Raw genomic sequence first — 18,012 nt, forward strand, 5'->3', positions numbered from 1 at the left:
CGACAGGTGCACACACGCTCAGCGACTTGCTTTTTCTAAAGTGGTCATAATATAATGGTCATATTTTCGGAGGAGGGTCCCGTGCAGAAGATTCCAGCCGCCCAATTCAAATCCAAGTGTCTCGCCGTGATGGACCAGGTCGCCGAAAGCGGTCAGCCAGTGGTGGTTACAAAACACGGGAAGCCGGTTGTTCAAATCATCCGGGTTGTGTCCAATGAAGACGACATCTTCGGCTTTCTGGCAGGAAAAGGCCGCATTGTTGGAGACGTCGAGAACACGATTCCTGTTTCGGATTGGAATCTGCCCGAATGATACTTCTCGACACTCATATCGTCATCTGGCTTGCTTTTGAACCGAACAGACTGTCGAAACGCGCGAGGGACGCCATCCGCGCCGCCCGTCTTCAAGGCGGACTTGCAATTGCAGGAATTACTTTGATGGAGTTGGCTTGGCTCGCCGAAAGGGGGCGGGTAGAAACCACTCTCAGCGTAGAATCCTTCGTCCGCCTGTGCGCTTCCAAAATGACGGTGCTTCCCATTACCCCGGAGATCGCTGCTCGCGCGGTCAGCTTCCCCGATTCCTATCCGAAAGATCCCCAGGACCGATTGATTGGAGCTACTGCGCTGGTCGAAGGAACCGAACTCGTTACGCACGACAAGCTCATCAAGAAGTCAGGCATGATTCCGATCATCTGGTAATGGATCCACAATTCTGCACATTGCAGCAAGTCTAAGCAGGGCGCTCCTCAGGGAGCGCCCATTCTTTTTCCTCGAAAGGCACGGTCCTTCTTATCCCCGCGAGCGCTGCCCCTCTCGTCGTTGCCGGCCAGTGATCGATGTCCGCGAATCTCCCGAACTGCTTTCCCACGAGGTAGCTCCCAATGGAGACGATCTTCGATTACCTGCGCCAGTTCGGCCCTGTCCTGGCCGAACGCATTCTTGAAAACTATCCCCCGCTCCAGAGCACCAAAGATCCGGTCGCACCTGCTCTTGCGGCGCTGCTGCGCAAGCCGCTGCCCGCCCAGGCGCTGGCTATCACCGGAACAGCGAAATACCTCCGCGAAGCAAAGGCCACACGCATCGTAGCGGAATGCGGCGCGGGCAAGACCTTCATGGCGCTGGGGACGATCCATGTGCTCAGCGACGGCCGACCGAAGACAACGCTGGTGATGTGCCCGTCGCATATCACGCACAAGTGGGCGCGTGAGGTCCTGTTGACGATCCCGCGTGCCCGGACGTTCCTCATTGAGGACATGCGCAATGGCGGCGATCCAAGTCGGCCGCACGGTATCTGCGAAGTGACGTTGGGCAAAGGCAGGATGGTGTATGAGGGCAAGCGCCTGACGTTGTCTGAAATGAGGCGCATCGGTCGAAAACAGTGGCGAAGGCGCTTTCCCGGGCCCACGTTCTTCATTACCGGCAAAGACAAAGGCAAGCTGGGCTACTTCTGGGAGCATGTCTATCTCAAAGCAAAGTCCGGTCCGAATCTCGGAGGGGTGGTCAACCCTGATTCCGGCATGGCCATGCTCGATGCAGAGATGGCGAAACTGACCGCACTCGACTTTCGAGACAAGGTGAAGGTCTCGGAGACCCTCGCCTCACCACGAGGAGGCACCACCCGCTTCTCTGCGCTCTGGCAGGCGGACCGATCCAAGATTCAGCGTATGGCGCCGATCGAGTTCATCGGACGGTACATGCGCGGGTGGTTCGACTTCGCCATTGCCGATGAACTGCACCAGCTAGCCGGCGACACCGCACAGGGCAATGGTCTTGGCGTCCTCGGACGCGCTGCGCAGAGATTGATCGCGCTCACCGGAACCCTGATGGGCGGCTACGCCGACGACCTCTTCAACATCTTCTACCGCATGGAACCCCGCGTAATGGTGCGCGAGGGCTTCGCCTACGGAGGCCAGGGGCGGCGAGATTTTCAGGAGCAGTACGGCGTTCTTGAAACCATCGAGAAGGTGGAAGAGGCAGACAATGCCTGCTCGAGAGCCACCAAGAAGACGGTCCGAGTTCTACGGAAACCGGGAGCCTCGCCGCTGCTCTTCGGCAAGTTTCTGATGAACACCACCGCTTTCCTGTCGCTTGAAGACATCTCCAACAACCTGCCCCACTACGACGAGAGCGTCATTTCGGTTGACATGGATGATGTCCTCCAAAAAGCCTACGAACGCTTGGAGGAGGATATTCGCTCCGCGATGAAAGCGCATCGGGGAAACAAGAGCCTGATGAGCATCCTGCTCAACACGCTCCTTCTTTACCCCGATCATCCCTACGACTTCGAGGAGATCTGGGCGCGCGCGTTCGATCCACAGACTCACGAGTATGTAAAGTTCCTGGTGACGGAACCGGAGAACCTCACGCGGGAAGCTCTGTATGCGAAGGAACGCACTCTCGTTGCCGACGTGAAAGAGGAATTGCGGCAGGGGCGACGTTGCCAGGTTTATGCGACTTTCACAGGCGAGAAGGACGTCACACTGCGACTGGAGACCATCCTGCGGCAGGAGGGCATCCGTATCGCGGTCCTGCGATCGTCTGTTCCAACCGATAAGCGAGAGGATTGGTACGACCGGCAATTGAAGGCCGGTGTTGAGGTGGTAATCTGCCATCCCAAGCTGGTTGAGACGGGATTGGATCTTCTGGCTTTTCCGACTCTCTACTTCTATGAGACGGGCTATTCCTTGCACACGCTGCGCCAGGCCAGCCGAAGATCGTGGCGCATCGGGCAGAGATTTCCGGTGAGGGTGAAGTTTGTCACGTACTCCAGCACGATGCAGGAGACGTGCCTTCGTCTGATGGGCAAGAAGATGCTCGTGGCTCTCATGATGGAAGGAAAGTTTTCGGGCGAAGGGTTGCAGGCACTCGATACCGACGAAGACCTGATGAGCGCGATGGCGCGGGAACTGGTGGAGAAGGCAGGCGTGGGAGAATCCGCGGACGCGGTATGGCGAGAACTCGACAGCGAACGCGAAAAGGTGTTGCCACACGCGACTGAGGTAGCACCAGAACCGGAGCAGGAACCCGGCCCCGTGCTCGATCTGTCAGTGCCGATTGCGGTGCCATCGGTTCCAACACCATTCGGCATCCGCTTCCTGGAGCCGGGTACGCCATCAAAGAAGCCGAAGAAAAATGCGGTCTGGCCAACTGCCACCGAAGTCAATGTGCAGCTCAGTCTTTTCGACTGACCCGCCGCACCATTCAACTCCAGAGGTGACATTAGAGTGAGGAACAAGGGAAGTTCGTTGCCAAAGCTGTGAACTCGTCCAATGGAGCGACGGAACTAGCTGAGTCGTCGAGAAGATTGTGATACGTCACGAGCCAATTCCTCCACTTGTTGTAAAACAAGGGCTCTTTATCTAACTCTCTTTCTGGATGGGTTGTATCTATGGTCCTTTGATGCGGCTGTGCGGATTCGAGGGACCATTGCTCTTTCCTCTGACTCTGAGTTCGGCCTCCACTTCGGAGATGCGATCGAGAAGGCGGCGTTTGATCTCCCCGACGGTCTCGGTATTTCCGAGGTGGCCGGTCTCATTGAAGTGCAGCAGGTAGGTCCGCAGCTCGTCGAGAAGTTCCTGGGGAAGGCGGTGGCCCATCGAGTGGCGATTTTTCCACCGAATCAGTGCAGCGGAGGCAAATTCTGTTGGGTCAATCTTCGGCGCCTGGGGGAGTCTTGCCCCGAGCGTTCCGCCGCATGATTTCGTTGAGGTTCTCTATCGCGGCTTCGATGTTGGCGATGCGACAAAGCAAGAGGCGTTTGAGTTCAAGCGCGGCCGGAGCCAGATCCTCGTCGTGGTGCTCTTCCTCGATGCGGCACAGGTTTGCGCGGAGCACGCTGAGGAGGTCGTCTGGAGGCTGGATGCTCATCGCAGATTCAACTAGAGTGCCATCAGAACCGCCTGAGGAGGGGATTTAGTTGGTGATATTCGTCACACAACCTCGAATGCGGGGGGTGAGGGGAGGCGGCGCAGCCGGCCTCGCACAAACGTGACTCCTCCCCCAAGTCGTCACGTTCAAGCCTGGGTTGGCGAGCTGCGCTGGAAATTACGCTAGCATGACTCGGCGTTGGTACAGGAGAAAATTTCTCTAATCGTAGATCTTCAGCGAGATGGGGAAGCGAAAAGGTGCGGGAGGATAGCAGGAGAGACCGGCGCGGGCGTTGTCGATTTGGCGAACGATGATTTCGCGGAGTTTGCTGGCGGCTTCATTGTGCAGTCCGAGGTGTGAATACTCTTCCATGACGTCGAGAGCATAGCGCAGGTCAGTCACAAGTTCGGATTTTGATTTGGTGTCCAGCATCGCACCGGTTTACTCCTTGTCCAAGGCGTGGTCTGCGGCGGGCCGCGACGTTTCCTGAACCCCTCTATAAGGAGAAAATGAAGATGAGCAACCTTAAGGCGGAAGCACTCGCGCGCGAGTTCCACTACAACGGGATTCGCATCCCCGATCCGGGTCCGGACCTTACTGTTGAACAAGTCCGCGACCTCCTCACTCCCAATTACCCAGAAATCGCCACGGCATCGGTGTCCGGACCAGAAGCGACCGGTTCAGTGCTGCGCTACACCTTCAACCGGGCAATTGGCACGAAAGGCTAAACTATGCCGTCGAAAGTGATGACAGCGGCTGACCTCCTGGCACTGTTCGCGGCGAAGGCGACGGCTCCCCCTCCGGAGTCGAGCCAAATGCTCGTGAGGCACTTCCGATGCAAAGAATCTCTCGCAGCAGCTCAGTACCTGACCGAAGCGATAGATCGCTACAGAGCAAGCGACGGCCATCCGCTGACCGCTCCGCCCGAGCTATTGCCCCCATTGGGATAACCACGCTGGCGCCAGTCTTCACACAGGCGCTGCCCGCGCTCGGCGCAGTACCAACAACCTACAGCCACGAATTCCGTGCTGAGTTGCTTTACGACCTCTGTGCGGCTTTGGTGCGAGAAGGACTGGCAGGTCCGGAGACCTGGCGGAGGTGCGAGGACAGCGCCCAAGTCTTCGCCGAGCGCGCCATCATGGAGTCGATCGGCGAGGAACGTTTGAACCTGCTTCAGCGCAACGTCGAGTATCACCTGAGCGTGAGCGACGTCGCCGAACGGGATGGCGAGGACAAGTTACTCGGGAATGGCCGGCTGGCTGTGATGATCGAGTCCAGCGGGTGCGGATTTCTTAAGATCGGCCCGGCAATTGCGGCTCTCGAAGCGGAAGCGCCGGGTCTCGGTGCAGCATTCTACTGGACGCTGACCTACGCCCTTTATCGGGTGATGCGGATCTATAACCACGAGGATGCCCTCGAGTATGAGGAGCGGATGCACGAGTACGCAGAGGACGGCGAAGAGAACCGCGAACAGTATGAGTTCCCTGAAGTCGAGAAGGCGCTGCCAGAGTGCATTCAGCAGACATTGGTCTCCGGAGACCATCGCGTATTCATTCTCAAAGCGCGTCGACTTCTTCGTGAGCACATGACTGGCCAGTACTGCTCCTGGATCGAACGCCTGCGGACGATCGAGCGGCTGTCGCGGTCTAGGCAACCAACGGATGTTTGCTTCCGCGAAGACGGCGGCTATGACACGATTCCGCTGCCGTCCCTGCTGGTGGCTTTCAGGGAACACGACGCGGTGGTCGCGTGTTTCGACGAAGAGAGCCAGTACATGTTGGAAGGGAGTGCGGAGCCGACATTGGGAGTGGTCTTCTCTCCTCAAAAGCCCGAAGAGGTGCGGCGAGCGCTGCGCGTGGTTGGGCGGTTCATCGCCCTCAATCACGAGCTCTTCCAACTGGTGGAGGCCATTGTGGACTGGGAGAAACGAAATGCAGGTACACATCTCGATCGGAGAGAACCATCGCTTCGAGCTGCGTGAGGCGCTGCTGGTTTATGGTGATCGCCAGCGCAGCTTCGTTACTCGGCACCAGGTGACACTTCACAAGGACGCACCACCGACACTCGAGCCGGCTCAGCCTCTCTCCCTTGGATTTCTCGAGTCGTTGGTGCGCTCGCTCGCCGGCACCTCCTCCGCCGAGGTCCTCCCTGAAAATGTACTCGCCAAAGGCGACCGCATGATCGCCTGGTGGACCGCGGCGTGCCGCCGCCAGATGTTCTATGAGAACTCCGAGCAGAAGGCCAGGAGATTGAACGGCTGCACGTTTCCGCAGCCTGCTTTGGTATGGCGTGTCGATAGCGGGGATCTCAAGATTCGGGCTCTTGCCGAGAACAGGCGGCCGGCCGCGACGACCAACCTGGCGGTAGCACCGTTCTGGAACCTATCGGACGACGGTCGTGTCTGTACGGGTACTATGCGTCGCCCAGACAGTGCAAGGGCAGTCTCGATTCCGGAATGGGAGCGCGGGTTCTACGAGAGTGCCTTCACGCACGCCAATGTGGGCCGCTTGACCCGCCACCCGGGAGGGTTCGAGGGACTGTGGAGCGGCCTCGCAGGCAAACACGGGCCATTTCCGGTCAGGACATTGATCGAGTTGTCGCAAACGCTGGCCGAGTTCGTGCGCGGCGGAAGGGACTAGCATGCGCGTCGAGCACACTCTTCCGCCCGATTTGCTTCGTCATCGTGCAGTGCGTGTCCTGGTGGTCGGCGCGGGCGGAACCGGCAGCGCCATTGTTATGGGGCTGCCCTACTTCCACCAGGCAATGCGCGCCTGGGGTCATCGCTACGGCCTCGATGTTGCGATGATGGATGCCGATCAAGTTTCTGAATCGAACTGCGTCCGGCAGCCCTTCTCCATCTCCGACATCGGCCAGAACAAAGCCACCGTGCTCATCAATCGCCTCAACCTGTTCTGGGGTACGAGTTGGTCGGCGATCCCCAGTCATTTTCACGCTTGTTCCTTCGACCGCAACCAATTCGACCGCAGTCATGACAGATGCCCGGACTTGGTTTTTGGGTGCGTGGACACCCGTGCCGCCCGCAAGGCAATCGAGGATTCGTTCTCGCGTGCTCTGAGCCAGACCTGCTATTGGCTCGATCTTGGCAACAATGCATCGAGCGGGCAGTTTGTTCTCGGCCAGCCGCTGAATGCGCGCAACCGCCGGAAGGCGCAGCGGCTCCGCACGGTCAGTGAGCTATTCCCAGAAATCGTCGACGCACAAGCAGGCGAAGATCCGATGCCGAGTTGTTCGGCGCTTGAAGCCCTGGATCGGCAGGAGCCGTTCATCAACCAGACACTTGCTGCGAGTGCGTTGGCCATGCTGGCGCAACTCTTTCGGTATGGGAAGCTAAGTCACCACGGCGCCTTCTTCAATGCGAAGTCAGGAAAGATGAGCGCATTGCCAGTCGATCCGGATCTTTGGTCGCAGATGCGGAGGCGCTCCAAGAAAGCTCAATATCGAACGGTGTGATCTTGTCTAATGAGAGCGGCGTATGGTGGAACCGTACCGGAGACTGTCCATGAAGATGACGCTTGATGCCGACTTGGTTGTAGAGGCAAAGGCACTTGTCGCCTTAGCCTTTCGCAATGGCCCGATCGAGGACCTGCATGCCGGAAGGCCATGCACGACTTGCAGCGGCAATCGGGAAGTCTCCCACATCTCCGATGAAGAGATGAAGGCCATCATGAAGTCGGCCGTCAATACTCTCTATCGCCTTTTGTGGCAGCGAGACTGCGATCCTATGGCATACAACCAGAATCTGGCGCTCGGCCGGCGCTACACCTTGCACTGGGATGATCCGGAACTCAAGAAGTCAACGAGGAAAGGGTCACGCCCTAAGTGACCCATTTCACCAGGAGAAACCCATGTTCAAAGAGCTTGCTCCTTATCTGCGGCAGCGCGCTGTCCTGCTGACCGTCACCCATATCGAAGATGACCAAATTCGCGTGAACGTCATCCCGCAGAAATTGAAGGATGGCGAGAACGCTGCGCTCACGACGCCGCTTACGGTGACCGGAACGGCGGACGAGCTTGACAACGACCTGCCCACGACGCTGGTCAACTTTGTCTCGGCCCACCTCGAACTGAGGAACACACTGGATCGTGCGAAGGCGGAGATGGATGCCGCAGCGAAGACCGCTCAGGCAGAAGCCCGCTCGAAGGCGAAGACAACGGCAAAGAGAGAGACGCCGAAGCCGGAGACAACTACACCGACCGATACGCCAAGGCCGGCGCAGCCGGTTAAAGAGGAGCCTTCGAGGACGGCGAACCTCTTTGATTCTCCAGCGCCGGCGACTATGGCGACTGAATTGGATGAGGAAGAGGAGATTCTTTCCGAAGCCGCCGAAGATGAGCCAACGGATGATTTTGGCGACCTGGATGAAGCCGCGTAAGCGCATATCCTATTGAGAGGGTGAAGTCCACAATCCGCGACAAGGTTGCAGTCCTCAAAAAACAGGGTAAGTCCTTGCCGAAAGTTGGCGTGGCTAAGCCTGGGGCGCGATATGACGCGGTGTGGGGCAACCTGTTCCAGTACCCGAGTGACTTTGTTGCACTCGTGTACCAGGGTGTCTGATCATCTAGAAGCTAAATCTTCAGCTCTTGAGGAATGCCAGCAAATCGGCGTTGATCTTCTCCGCCTGCGTAGTAGGCATGCCATGCGGAAAATCCTTATAGGTGATCAGGGTCCCATTCTTCAGCAGCTTTGCTGACTTCGGACCGGCCGCCACATATTGAACAATCTGGTCGTCCTCGCTATGCATCACCAGCACCGGAATCGTGATCTTCGTCAGATCTTCCGTAAAGTCCGTCTGCGAAAACGCCACGATCCCGTCATAGTGCGCCTTGGCGCCGCCCATCATCCCCTGCCGCCACCAATTTGCAATGGTGGCCTCCGACGACTTCACCCCCGGTCGGTTAAATCCATAGAAAGGCCCCTCCGGCAGGTCGCGATAGAACTTCGACCGGTTCGCCGCAAGCTGCGCCTCCAGATCGTCAAACACTGATTTCGGCAGGCCCTCTGGATTGGCCGCCGTCTTCACCATCAGCGGAGGCACCGCGCTGATAATCGCAGCCTTGTATACGTCCTGTTGCCCACGCCGAGCCAGATAGTGCACCACTTCACCGCCGCCCGTCGAGTGCCCCACATGGATCGTCTCCTTCAAACCGAGATGCGCCGTAAGCGCCGCCAGGTCATCCGCATAATGGTCCATATCGTGTCCATCGGCCACCTGCGTCGAGCGTCCATGCCCACGCCGGTCATGCGCTATCACGCGATAGCCCTTCCCCAGGAAGAACAGCATCTGGTTATCCCAGTCATCGGCCGAAAGCGGCCACCCATGGCTGAACACAATCGGCTGCCCGGAACCCCAGTCCTTGTAAAAAATCTCAACGCCGTCTTTGGTTGTGATGGTGGGCATACAGACTCCTTGTGACAATTGGATTAACGCCCGCCAATTAGATCACACTCGCTTGCTTCGGAGAGAAGAATCCCTGCCCATTCCAAAGCACACACTATGTACCGAGTCACGGGGCCATCAAGACACAGCCCCGAATGGTGCTGGCAGGGCGACGCGCTAATCCAGCCCATCTGGTGTTCAAATTGCGCGCACCGAGTGGATCGTCCGATCCAGAAGCTCACCCAATTCCAGCCAGTTGTCGTACTTGACCACAAGTTCATTCCCGCACACTTCAAATCAATCGAGGACTCTTCATGAAACCATCGAAGCTCTATGAGGCGCTTCATGCGCTCATTGGCGAACGTGTGCCCCTGCACATCTGGGGCTCCTGCGGCGTTGGGAAGTCACAGATCGTTTCCCAGGTCGCCAACGATCTCGACTACGACTTTCTCGATGTGCGGGCCGTGCAACTCGATCCGGTCGACCTGCGCGGCCTACCTCGAATCGCAGCGGATCAGACGGAATGGGCGCCCCCGAAGTTTCTTCCGACGACCGGCAAGGGCATCCTCTTCCTCGATGAATTGACCTCAGCGCCGCAGATGACCCAGGCGGGTTGCTACCAGTTGGTGCTCGACAGGAAACTCGGCGAATATACGCTGCCCGATGACTGGGTTGTCATCGCCGCCGGCAATCCAGCGTCGGAACGCGGCGTTCACTTTGCCATGCCTCGTCCGTTGCGCAACCGTTTCGTGCATCTGGACCTTGAACCGGATCTTGACGACTGGTCGAGGTGGGCGGTCAAGGCCCAGGTCCGTCCCGAGATCATTGCCTTCCTGCGCTTCAAGCCGGATCTCCTACATACAGCGGACGCGACTTCGGAGGTCAACGCCTGGCCAACGCCACGCTCCTGGGAGATGGCCTCGCAGGTACTTTGCGGCATCGCCCGTCGGCAGAAGACACAGCTTCTCACAGGAACCAGCGAATTTGAAGCGCAGCTCCTCGATGGAACGGTGGGGCTGGCAGCGGCCTCGGAGCTTGTCGCTTTCCTCCGGTTGTTTCGCCAGCTGCCGTCGATTGACGAAATTCTGCTCAATCCCGCGACGGCAACAGTCCCCGCGGAGCCGTCCGCACAAATCGCGATCGCTACCGCCCTTGGCAGAGTGTTGAGCGACAGCTCAGTAGACAGAGGACTCACGTATCTCGAGCGGATGCCGACCGAAATGCGCGTGATGGCAATGCGCGATGCGGCAGCGCGCGACACCACGATCACCCATACCCCGGAGTTCGTTCGCTTCGGGGTGGAATACCGGGAGGTCATCCAATGATTACGGAACGCGCAATGCTCGCGGCAGTCCACATCAGTATTTGGACTGCCGTGAAACACGACCGAAAGGTCAGCCGCGACGTGGCGGATCAACATGGAGCGCATCAGGGAGCCGGCCGCTATAACAAGCAACTGTTGCGCGGAGCGGACAAGCTGGACGAACTTCGCATGCTCGCCGGGCAGATCCGGCAGTATTTCTACAAGATCACCCTACCCTGGTCCGACGAAGGATTTCGTCTCTTGCCAGCGAATTTCTATTTCGATCTCATGGGGCGGATGCGTGAGTTCGAATCAAGCTTCGAGCAGGGAGTCGATAGTTTTCTTCGGGTCTATCCGCAATACATCGAACAAGTGAGGCCGGAGTTGAACGGCCTCTTCCGGGAGGAAGACTACCCGGTCGCGGAAAAGCTGCGGACGAAGTTTGGCCTGAAGGTAGAAATCCTGCCCATCCCGACCGGCGCGGACTTCCGGGTTCAGATGTCGGCCGAAGAACAGGCGCGGGTTTCGCGCGAGATTGATGCGAATGTCCGTGAATCTCTGACACGCGGGACCGAAGACCTGTGGAGACGGGTTCGGGAAGCAGTCGCGCACATGGTCGACCGGCTGAACGAACCGGAGTCGCGCTTCCACAGCTCGCTGGTCACCAATGTACTCGACATCGTCGAGATATTGCCCCGACTCAACGTCAGTGGCGACGCTGACCTGAACCGCTTTGCGGATCAGATCAAAGAGCGGCTTTGCAACTACTCTGCGCAGGACCTCAAGAAACACGACCTCCTGCGCGTCACTACGGCGGCCGACGCTGCCAACATCGTCGCCCAGATGGACGACGTATTGCGCGGCCGAGAAGCGGCGGAAACCGTTCTTGGCCCGACCGCCGACGACATCTTCACTCGCATGTCCGCGTACATGGAGGCGCCCGCGGCGGTATGAGAATTGAGACGCCAACCTCGCGCCGTATTCAGAAGGCGCGCACCGCCCTTGTGCTCGATCACCCCTTCTTCGGCTCGCTCCTCTTTCGATTGAAGGATTGCGAGTGCCGGTCAATTCAAACGATGGCCACTGATGGCGTGTCGCTCTACTACAACCCTGATTTCGTTGAAACGCTCAACGCTGCGACCCTGGCCGGAACACTGGCTCATGAGGTCATGCATCCGGCGCTGCACCATCATGTGCGGCGCTCGGGGCGCGATCCAAAGCGCTGGAATATGGCGTGCGATTACGCCATCAACCCTTTGCTCGTTGATGCAGGTCTCAATCTGCCCGAGGGAGTCCTTCTCGACGATCGCTTTCGGAGAATGAGTGCGGAGCAGATCTATAACCTCCTTGAAACGGAAGCAGGGCAAGATTCCGGCAGTAAGGATGAAGAGAACGAGCCAGGTCGGGAGGGATCGAACGTTGAGCAACCGCCCGCCGGCAAAGCGAATGAACCGCCCGCTCCCATGACCGAAGGCGGAATCGGCCAGGTCCTCGATGCGCCTGTGCCCAACAAGGAAACTCCGACCATGGAGGAACAGGCGAGGGAGTGGAACATCGCGGTCAACCAGGCGACGACCGTTGCCTGGCAGGCGGGCAAGGTTCCAGCCGGTCTCAACCGGACTCTGGAAGGATCTGCAGAGGCCGCTGTCGACTGGCGTGAACTGCTGCGGCGGTTCTGGTCGGAGACCATTCCTGCGGACTATAGCTGGGTGCGCCCCAACCGCCGCCACATCTGGACAGGGCTCTACTTGCCGGGAGTGGTATGCGATGGTGTGGGCGAGGTCGCGATCGCCGTCGACTGCTCCGGATCAGTGAGTGCGCGGCAACTGCGGCTCTTTGAAGCCGAAGTGCGTTCGATTCTTGAAGGCCAGCGTCCGGAGCGCGTTTACGTTCTCTACTTCGACGCAGTGGTTCAGAAAGTGGAGACCTACGAAGCCGGACAACGCATTGATCTCAACCCGGTGGGTGGAGGAGGTACGGAGTTTGGTCCGTGCTTCGAATGGCTCGACGATCAGGGCATCCGGCCACAGTGTCTGGTCTTTCTGACCGACCTCTACGGGTCATTTCCACCGTCCGCTCCCTCTTATCCCGTCCTGTGGGCCTCGACAGGAAGCAAGAAGGCCCCGTTCGGCGAGGTCATTCCTATGCAGACTGCCTAGCCCAAACTGGTCGGCGGGTTGCGGTGCATCCGCACTAGCAAACGAGGATCTCGATCTCAGACCAATTATTCGATCGTCGCCCCAATTGACTTGGAGAAGGAGGCTTTCTGTGAATCAGACATATCGCATTTTCACGGACGGCTCCGCGATCGGAAATCCGGGACCAGGTGGATGGGGCGCGGTATTGATGCAAGGGAAACGACGTTGGGAAATGTCCGGCGCCTTCCCTTGGACGACTATCTCGGAGATGGAGTTGTTCGCAGCGGTCCAGGCGCTTCGGTCACTCCCGGGCCAGGCGCGCGTTGAACTCTATTCGGACTCGGAATACCTGATCTATGGAATGCGAGTCTTCGTCTTCCGTTGGCAGCGCCAGGGATGGCGAAATCGACGTGGAAACCAACTGCAGCATCGCGCGTTGTGGTCGGAACTGATCGCGTTGAATGCCACGCTTCGCATCCGTTGGACGTGGATCAAAGGACACAACGGAAATCGGGAACAGGTCCGCGCCGACAGGCTGGCATATCAGGCCGGTCGAACGCTCTGGGTGCGACAGAAGGCCGCAGCCTGATGCCGGCAAAGTTCATACAGCGTTACAGAAGGAGAGACACACATGGCTTCAATTGCAGAGGCGAACTCGCTATTTCAAATTGATATGGAACTCGATGGACTTCTCGAAGAGATGGAGCAGCAGGTAGAGTCAGAGAGTCAAGCCTCCGAAGACCTCATCGCCCGGTTCCAATTGTTCTGCGAGGGGCACGGTGAGAAGGTTGACCGGATCGGCCGCTTCGTGCGCATGATGGAAGCACGCGAACAGTTCTGCCGCGACGAATCCGCACGGCTCGCTGACCGGGCACGTGCAGTAGCGAGCAAGGTCGAGCGCACGAAGAATATGGTTCTGTATTACCTACTGAGCCGAGATCTAAAGAAGATTGAAGGCCAGCAATTCACCTTGCGAGCCCAGAAGAACAGCCAGGACTCGGTACGAATCATCGACGAGGGAGTGCTGCCCAAGTGCTATTGCAGGATTGAGGCGCGGATTCCCGGAATCATCTGGGAGACGGTGTTGTCGAATCTACCGGACGAGCTTGCAGAAACTCTGGAATCGTCGGTTCAGGGAACCCGGCCAGACAACGATGCCATCAAAGCGGCTATAGCCCAAAGCGAAGTCGTGCCCGGTGCCGAGGTGCGCAGGGGATTACACCTGCGAGTGGTGTGATCGGTATTGGCCAATTTCATCCCCCGATCGGGGTTGTTGCTACTGAGTCGCCGATCAACGACACCTCTCCTGGACCTCCATAAAACCTAATCTCCCCGATGCTCGGTGTGCCGGTTGTGTGCCCACTGCGGGCCGAGTTGAACTATGGCCCAAAAAGTCCCAAGTCACGCGAAGGAATTCGCATGGCTGAAGCATGTCGCCAGCGCGTGTTTTCTGAGTGTGCTCATAATGTCGCGTTCAATGAGTGACTCGGCTTGCGGGTGTTGTCACCATTTCAGAATTCCTGCGCTCGAATCCTCAACGCTGACTGACATCCCAGTATTGAGGCGGCGCACTTGCCTTCACCTTACTTCCTGATGAATCCCATCTGCTTTGCAATTGCATCATCGACCATCCGGCTTGGAAGCAGCCTGGGTAGTGTCCAGTTTTTCAAGCGTTGCGGCACTACGGCATATCTGGTCTTCGGCTTCGCTGCGGTCAGTGCTGCATACACCGTACTGGCAAGTCGCTCAGGGGGCAACCCTTTGCGTCCCTCCGTCACAATATATTTCCGAAAGTTCTCGATCGCTCCCCAATAAGGAGTCGTCTTGAACTCGCTCAGGTCCTCGGTTTCACCCTTGTCATACATAGCAGTGTTAACCGCCCCGGGCTCAATAATCACCAGATCGATCCCAAATAACTTCAGTTCGCGCCGCAGTGCCTCCGACATACCTTCAAGTCCCCACTTCGAGGCGGCGTACGCACCCAGGAAAGGCGGTACGACCTTCGCAACCGTGGAACCGATATTGACAATGCGACCCACCGGGCCCGTTCTCTTGTTGTCTGTACCAAGCAGCGGAGCAAAGGCTTGCGTCACCATCAGTGGGCCCGTCATGTTGGCCTCAAGCTGGCGTCTGAACTCGCTCGGCCTCAGATGCAAAAGCGGTCCGCTCACAACCATTCCGGCATTGTTGACCAGCCCTGACAGCCTGTTCGAGCCGAGCAGGGTTCCTACTTTCTCACTCGCTCGTTGAATTGCATCCGCATCCGTGACATCCATGATGAGGGGCACATAGCGGTCTCCCATTTCCTTCTGAAGACGGTCAGCGTCAGTTGGCTTTCGTACCGAGCCGAAAACACGATAACCCTTCGAGATCAAAAACCTTGTTGTCTCCGTGCCTATACCGGTCGATACGCCCGTAATTACGACATCCTTGAACCTGGTCATGTCCGCTCCTTCCATCTCCGGCTGAAGATGGCCACCACACACCTTCATGGTGTTCACTGTACACAATACCTGCCTCCTGGTCAAGGTGTACACTGCTCACATGCCTTTTCCTTCCAAGACAGACCGAAACGCCATCCTCTCAGCGGCCCTAGAGGAGCTGTCGAGCGGCGGCATTCGCAATCTGTCTCTTCGGAACATTGCGGCTACTCTGGGCCTCGCGCCGAACGCACTCTATCGCTACTTTTCCGACCGGGCGGCGCTTGAGGCGGCCCTCGCAGATGAATGCGCCCGCAGATTAGAGGTAGCTTTGCGAAAAGCTGCGCATGGCTCGGATGCAGCGAAAACAATCCGCAGGTTGGCTGCCGCTTACCTGCATTTCGCAAGGGACAATCGTAATCTCTACGAAGTTTTCATGAGCTTTCATACGCCTGACCATGCCGGTTCGCCTCGCCAGAGCCTCTGGAGCTTTACTGTCGAACAGGTGCAGCACATGACCGGAGAGGCGCATGCGAGAGAGGCAGCGGTTGCACTCTGGGCTCTGCTGCATGGAGCAGCGACGTTGGAGGCAGGCCAGGTGCACGGCGAAAACAAACCAGCCAGCGGCTTTGAGTTCGGACTGAACGCCTGGCTTCTCCTAGCCGAAACGCCATCGTCCGCTTCGCGGGCGAAGAAATCTGTGCGCTAGCCTGAACGCGCATCTCGTCAGCAACTCCGAGCAAAGCACTCCATCGGTTCTTCACGAGCGCATAATCGCCAAATCGTAAACTGATTCGCTGCTGCACCGCCCCCTCGACGAGTGGTAAGGCCTGTTATCACCAGTTGAAGTTTCGGTTGGACGAATCACTAAACGCAAGCCAACGTCCCGTTACCGATGCGCTTTCAAGTCAGATGGCTTGATTGCGCTACTGCTGAGGCCAATCTTTGAAGGGGATGATCAGGTAGAGCTCGGAGTGCCCTGGCAGATGTGAAACGTAAATCTGACCCGTAGAACCGTCGCGATTGAACTTTGCGAGATCTTCATTGTGAGGCGTGATGATCATTGCATGAGGTCCCACATGATACGTGTGATCGGAACTTGGGGAGGTTTCATGCAGATCCGGGACCCAGGCTCCGGAGAACATATACATCACACCGATCTGGTCGATGTGGACAGGCCGGTCAGCGAGGCTGTCTTTGATCCATTGCATCGAAGTCTTATCCAGGCACATGGGTTCATCATGGGGATAGCCTGGAATTCCTGGCAGACATGTCCAGTCGCTCTTGCCAGCTCGTAGAACCCGGTATTTAGCCTTTGGATCCTTCGGGTTCGTCGGCCAGTCTGCAAGGACAGCGTCCTTTGTGATGAATAGCGGTCCTGCCCGCAGAGCATCCGCGATTTTCTCTTTATCTGTGGATTGAGGCCCCGAAAGTTTCATATCCATTTGTGCTGAAGCGGCGAGCGAAGCTGCAAAGGTAATGGCGGTGACTAGCTTGTACATGTCCATCTCCCTACGAATTTTATGAATTTGTCATCTTCTGCAGATTGATACGCATTCGAATCGTAGAGGTGATTGGCGCAGTGAGTCTTGAAGGAAGCTGCTCAAAGATGGCCTTTTCTGCTCCTGCGCCACTCGCCCGGACTCTCTCCTAAAACGCGCTTGAAAGATCTGTTAAGGGCGGATTGATCGGCAAAGCCGCACTTGCTCGCAACTTCTGCGAGTGTCAACCGTGAGGTTAATAGGAGTTTTTTTACCTCGTCGATGCGACGTTCCATAAGCCAACGGTGCGGGGGTCGCCCAAAGGTCCGCCGAAAAGCGTGGGCAAAATGGCTTACCGATAGATTGCATTCGGCTGCTACGGAAGCCAAAGAAACATCACCATCCAAGTTCGCGTCTAGGAACTCCCTCGCGCGCCGTGCCTGCCAAGGGGCCAGTTGTCCCCGGATCGGACCGGGGGAAGCTGGAGTGGCCCCATAGATGGAGGTGGCATGCGCAAGGATGGTTTGACCGATGTAGTCCAAAGAGATATTCGGTGTAGGCTCATTGCGCTGAATTGCGGAGAGAACGGCCATCCCCAGATGTTTGAGCGTTGCGTCCATCTCACAATGGGGCCAACTGAGCGTATTCACCATGGCAATACGGTTTTCGTAAGCAAACTCTTCAAGTGCAATGCGTGGTATATAGAACTGCACGACGTCAATAGGATTGGGAAAAAACGCAATTGGGTCTTCTTCGAGATCGAGGATCGTCACTCCTCCCGAAGGTCGTTTCCCGGTGAGCACCAATTTGCCAGAGAGCCACAGACGGCCTCCCTGGTTTGCGCGAAGATGCAGATGGATTGAAAAGGCTCTTTCTAACGGAATAGGACTTGTCGGATCGGTGAAGCCCATCGGTGCGTGAAGCCTGGTTACAGCTAGTTCGGATCTGCCGGAACCCAGAGTCGCGTGGATTGGTATCCCGGTAAGGTGTAGATAGCCGGCCATCCGTTCCCCGTATGCGCCGGATTCGATCATGAGACTGCGCTCCTTAACATGACATCCGCCCTGAATAAGTTTCCGTACTTCACAATGGCTATTTTGCGGGCACGAAGCGGATAGTTCTCGTTACACTCCTACCAGAATGCGAAAATCACTTTCGACGCTCTCATAGGCGGCTTTCGCTATTTCCACGCTGTCAAACTCAATGATAACGGTCCGCTCGACCCAGCCTGCTTCGTGCGCCGCGATAGCTGTACCGCGCGATAGAAACTTCCCACCTGCAGCCTCAATAGCTGGACCCGCCAGCGCAGAGTAATTCTTTAGCGCTTCGGGATCTGTAATCATTCGATAGCTTGCAACCCAATAACCCTTTTTCATACGCTTCCTTCCGCTACCCCGGTTGCCAT

The 18,012-nt window shown here is 57.5% G+C and carries 23 protein-coding genes; 15 read left to right on the forward strand and 8 right to left on the reverse strand.

The features are described 5' to 3' along the window. Positions 1-81 precede the first annotated feature (81 nt). The 3 genes from VK574_RS02705 (at position 82) to VK574_RS02715 (ending at position 3,187) form a co-directional block, all read left to right on the forward strand. Positions 82-312 (forward strand): type II toxin-antitoxin system Phd/YefM family antitoxin, encoded by a 231-nt coding sequence (locus VK574_RS02705; RefSeq protein ID WP_472798264.1) that lies wholly within the window; start codon positions 82-84, stop codon positions 310-312. Continuing rightward, complete coding sequence (locus tag VK574_RS02710; protein WP_472798265.1) at positions 309-698, forward strand: type II toxin-antitoxin system VapC family toxin; 390 nt, start codon at positions 309-311, stop codon at positions 696-698. Before VK574_RS02705 ends, VK574_RS02710 begins: the two co-directional genes overlap by 4 nt. Positions 699-880: 182 nt before the next feature. After that, positions 881-3,187, forward strand: a complete 2,307-nt coding sequence (locus VK574_RS02715) for a helicase-related protein (RefSeq protein WP_472798266.1) — start codon at positions 881-883, stop codon at positions 3,185-3,187. Between the two features lie 198 nt (positions 3,188-3,385). Here the strand turns inward: VK574_RS02715 and VK574_RS02720 are convergent, their stop codons facing one another. The 3 genes from VK574_RS02720 to VK574_RS02730 form a co-directional block, all read right to left on the reverse strand. Beyond that, a complete protein-coding gene (locus VK574_RS02720) occupies positions 3,386-3,595 on the reverse strand; it encodes a hypothetical protein (RefSeq protein ID WP_472798267.1) in 210 nt (69 codons plus the stop codon). Between the two features lie 52 nt (positions 3,596-3,647). Next, positions 3,648-3,866 carry a hypothetical protein gene (locus VK574_RS02725; RefSeq protein ID WP_472798268.1) on the reverse strand — a complete coding sequence of 73 codons (219 nt, stop codon included), beginning with the start codon at positions 3,864-3,866 and terminating at the stop codon, positions 3,648-3,650. A gap of 219 nt (positions 3,867-4,085) precedes the next feature. Continuing rightward, positions 4,086-4,298: a hypothetical protein gene (locus VK574_RS02730; RefSeq protein WP_472798269.1), complete on the reverse strand. Its 213-nt coding sequence runs from the start codon at positions 4,296-4,298 to the stop codon at positions 4,086-4,088. A gap of 83 nt (positions 4,299-4,381) precedes the next feature. Between VK574_RS02730 and VK574_RS02735 the strand changes: the two genes are divergently transcribed. The 6 genes from VK574_RS02735 to VK574_RS02760 all read left to right on the forward strand — a co-directional run bounded on the left by VK574_RS02735 (position 4,382) and on the right by VK574_RS02760 (position 8,260). Beyond that, positions 4,382-4,594 (forward strand): PRTRC system protein C, encoded by a 213-nt coding sequence (locus VK574_RS02735; RefSeq protein ID WP_472798270.1) that lies wholly within the window; start codon positions 4,382-4,384, stop codon positions 4,592-4,594. A gap of 107 nt (positions 4,595-4,701) precedes the next feature. Then, positions 4,702-5,847 carry a hypothetical protein gene (locus tag VK574_RS02740; RefSeq protein ID WP_472798271.1) on the forward strand — a complete coding sequence of 382 codons (1,146 nt, stop codon included), beginning with the start codon at positions 4,702-4,704 and terminating at the stop codon, positions 5,845-5,847. Next, positions 5,798-6,505 (forward strand): PRTRC system protein B, encoded by a 708-nt coding sequence (locus VK574_RS02745; RefSeq protein WP_472798272.1) that lies wholly within the window; start codon positions 5,798-5,800, stop codon positions 6,503-6,505. Before VK574_RS02740 ends, VK574_RS02745 begins: the two co-directional genes overlap by 50 nt. Position 6,506: 1 nt before the next feature. Beyond that, on the forward strand, positions 6,507-7,337 hold the full coding sequence (locus VK574_RS02750; RefSeq protein WP_472798273.1) for a PRTRC system ThiF family protein: 831 nt from the start codon (positions 6,507-6,509) through the stop codon (positions 7,335-7,337). A 49-nt stretch (positions 7,338-7,386) separates the two neighbouring features. Then, complete coding sequence (locus VK574_RS02755; protein ID WP_472798274.1) at positions 7,387-7,710, forward strand: hypothetical protein; 324 nt, start codon at positions 7,387-7,389, stop codon at positions 7,708-7,710. Between the two features lie 22 nt (positions 7,711-7,732). After that, on the forward strand, positions 7,733-8,260 hold the full coding sequence (locus VK574_RS02760) for a PRTRC system protein E (protein ID WP_472798275.1): 528 nt from the start codon (positions 7,733-7,735) through the stop codon (positions 8,258-8,260). Between the two features lie 201 nt (positions 8,261-8,461). Here VK574_RS02760 and VK574_RS02765 read toward each other — a convergent pair whose 3' ends face one another. After that, positions 8,462-9,286, reverse strand: a complete 825-nt coding sequence (locus VK574_RS02765; protein WP_472798276.1) for an alpha/beta fold hydrolase — start codon at positions 9,284-9,286, stop codon at positions 8,462-8,464. A gap of 293 nt (positions 9,287-9,579) precedes the next feature. Here VK574_RS02765 and VK574_RS02770 point away from each other — a divergent pair, with 293 nt between their 5' ends. From VK574_RS02770 to VK574_RS02790, 5 genes are all read left to right on the forward strand, one after another. Then, a complete protein-coding gene (locus VK574_RS02770; RefSeq protein ID WP_472798277.1) occupies positions 9,580-10,590 on the forward strand; it encodes an AAA family ATPase in 1,011 nt (336 codons plus the stop codon). Beyond that, the gene (locus VK574_RS02775; RefSeq protein WP_472798278.1) at positions 10,587-11,522 is read left to right on the forward strand and encodes a hypothetical protein; all 936 of its coding nucleotides are present in this window, start codon (positions 10,587-10,589) and stop codon (positions 11,520-11,522) included. Before VK574_RS02770 ends, VK574_RS02775 begins: the two co-directional genes overlap by 4 nt. After that, entirely contained in the window at positions 11,519-12,727 is a 1,209-nt protein-coding gene (locus VK574_RS02780; RefSeq protein ID WP_472798279.1) for a vWA domain-containing protein, read from the forward strand. Before VK574_RS02775 ends, VK574_RS02780 begins: the two co-directional genes overlap by 4 nt. 109 nt (positions 12,728-12,836) lie before the next feature. Then, positions 12,837-13,295, forward strand: coding sequence for a ribonuclease H family protein (locus VK574_RS02785; RefSeq protein ID WP_472798280.1), 459 nt, complete (start codon positions 12,837-12,839; stop codon positions 13,293-13,295). Between the two features lie 42 nt (positions 13,296-13,337). Further along, a complete protein-coding gene (locus VK574_RS02790; protein ID WP_472798281.1) occupies positions 13,338-13,943 on the forward strand; it encodes a siphovirus Gp157 family protein in 606 nt (201 codons plus the stop codon). Between the two features lie 346 nt (positions 13,944-14,289). On the opposite strand, the gene VK574_RS02795 is transcribed toward VK574_RS02790, so the two are convergent. Then, the gene (locus VK574_RS02795; RefSeq protein ID WP_472798282.1) at positions 14,290-15,150 is read right to left on the reverse strand and encodes an SDR family NAD(P)-dependent oxidoreductase; all 861 of its coding nucleotides are present in this window, start codon (positions 15,148-15,150) and stop codon (positions 14,290-14,292) included. A gap of 100 nt (positions 15,151-15,250) precedes the next feature. Between VK574_RS02795 and VK574_RS02800 the strand changes: the two genes are divergently transcribed. Next, entirely contained in the window at positions 15,251-15,835 is a 585-nt protein-coding gene (locus VK574_RS02800) for a TetR/AcrR family transcriptional regulator (protein ID WP_472798283.1), read from the forward strand. Positions 15,836-16,052: 217 nt separating this feature from the next. Here the strand turns inward: VK574_RS02800 and VK574_RS02805 are convergent, their stop codons facing one another. The 3 genes from VK574_RS02805 to VK574_RS02815 form a co-directional block, all read right to left on the reverse strand. Then, positions 16,053-16,628, reverse strand: coding sequence for a hypothetical protein (locus tag VK574_RS02805; protein WP_472798284.1), 576 nt, complete (start codon positions 16,626-16,628; stop codon positions 16,053-16,055). A gap of 101 nt (positions 16,629-16,729) precedes the next feature. Next, a complete protein-coding gene (locus VK574_RS02810; RefSeq protein WP_472798285.1) occupies positions 16,730-17,641 on the reverse strand; it encodes a helix-turn-helix transcriptional regulator in 912 nt (303 codons plus the stop codon). 90 nt (positions 17,642-17,731) lie between these two features. Beyond that, positions 17,732-17,983, reverse strand: a complete 252-nt coding sequence (locus VK574_RS02815; RefSeq protein ID WP_472798286.1) for a DUF1330 domain-containing protein — start codon at positions 17,981-17,983, stop codon at positions 17,732-17,734. Positions 17,984-18,012: the final 29 nt, after the last annotated feature.

It is taken from the genome of Occallatibacter sp., assembly GCF_035317045.1.
GTDB lineage: Bacteria > Acidobacteriota > Terriglobia > Terriglobales > Acidobacteriaceae > Telmatobacter.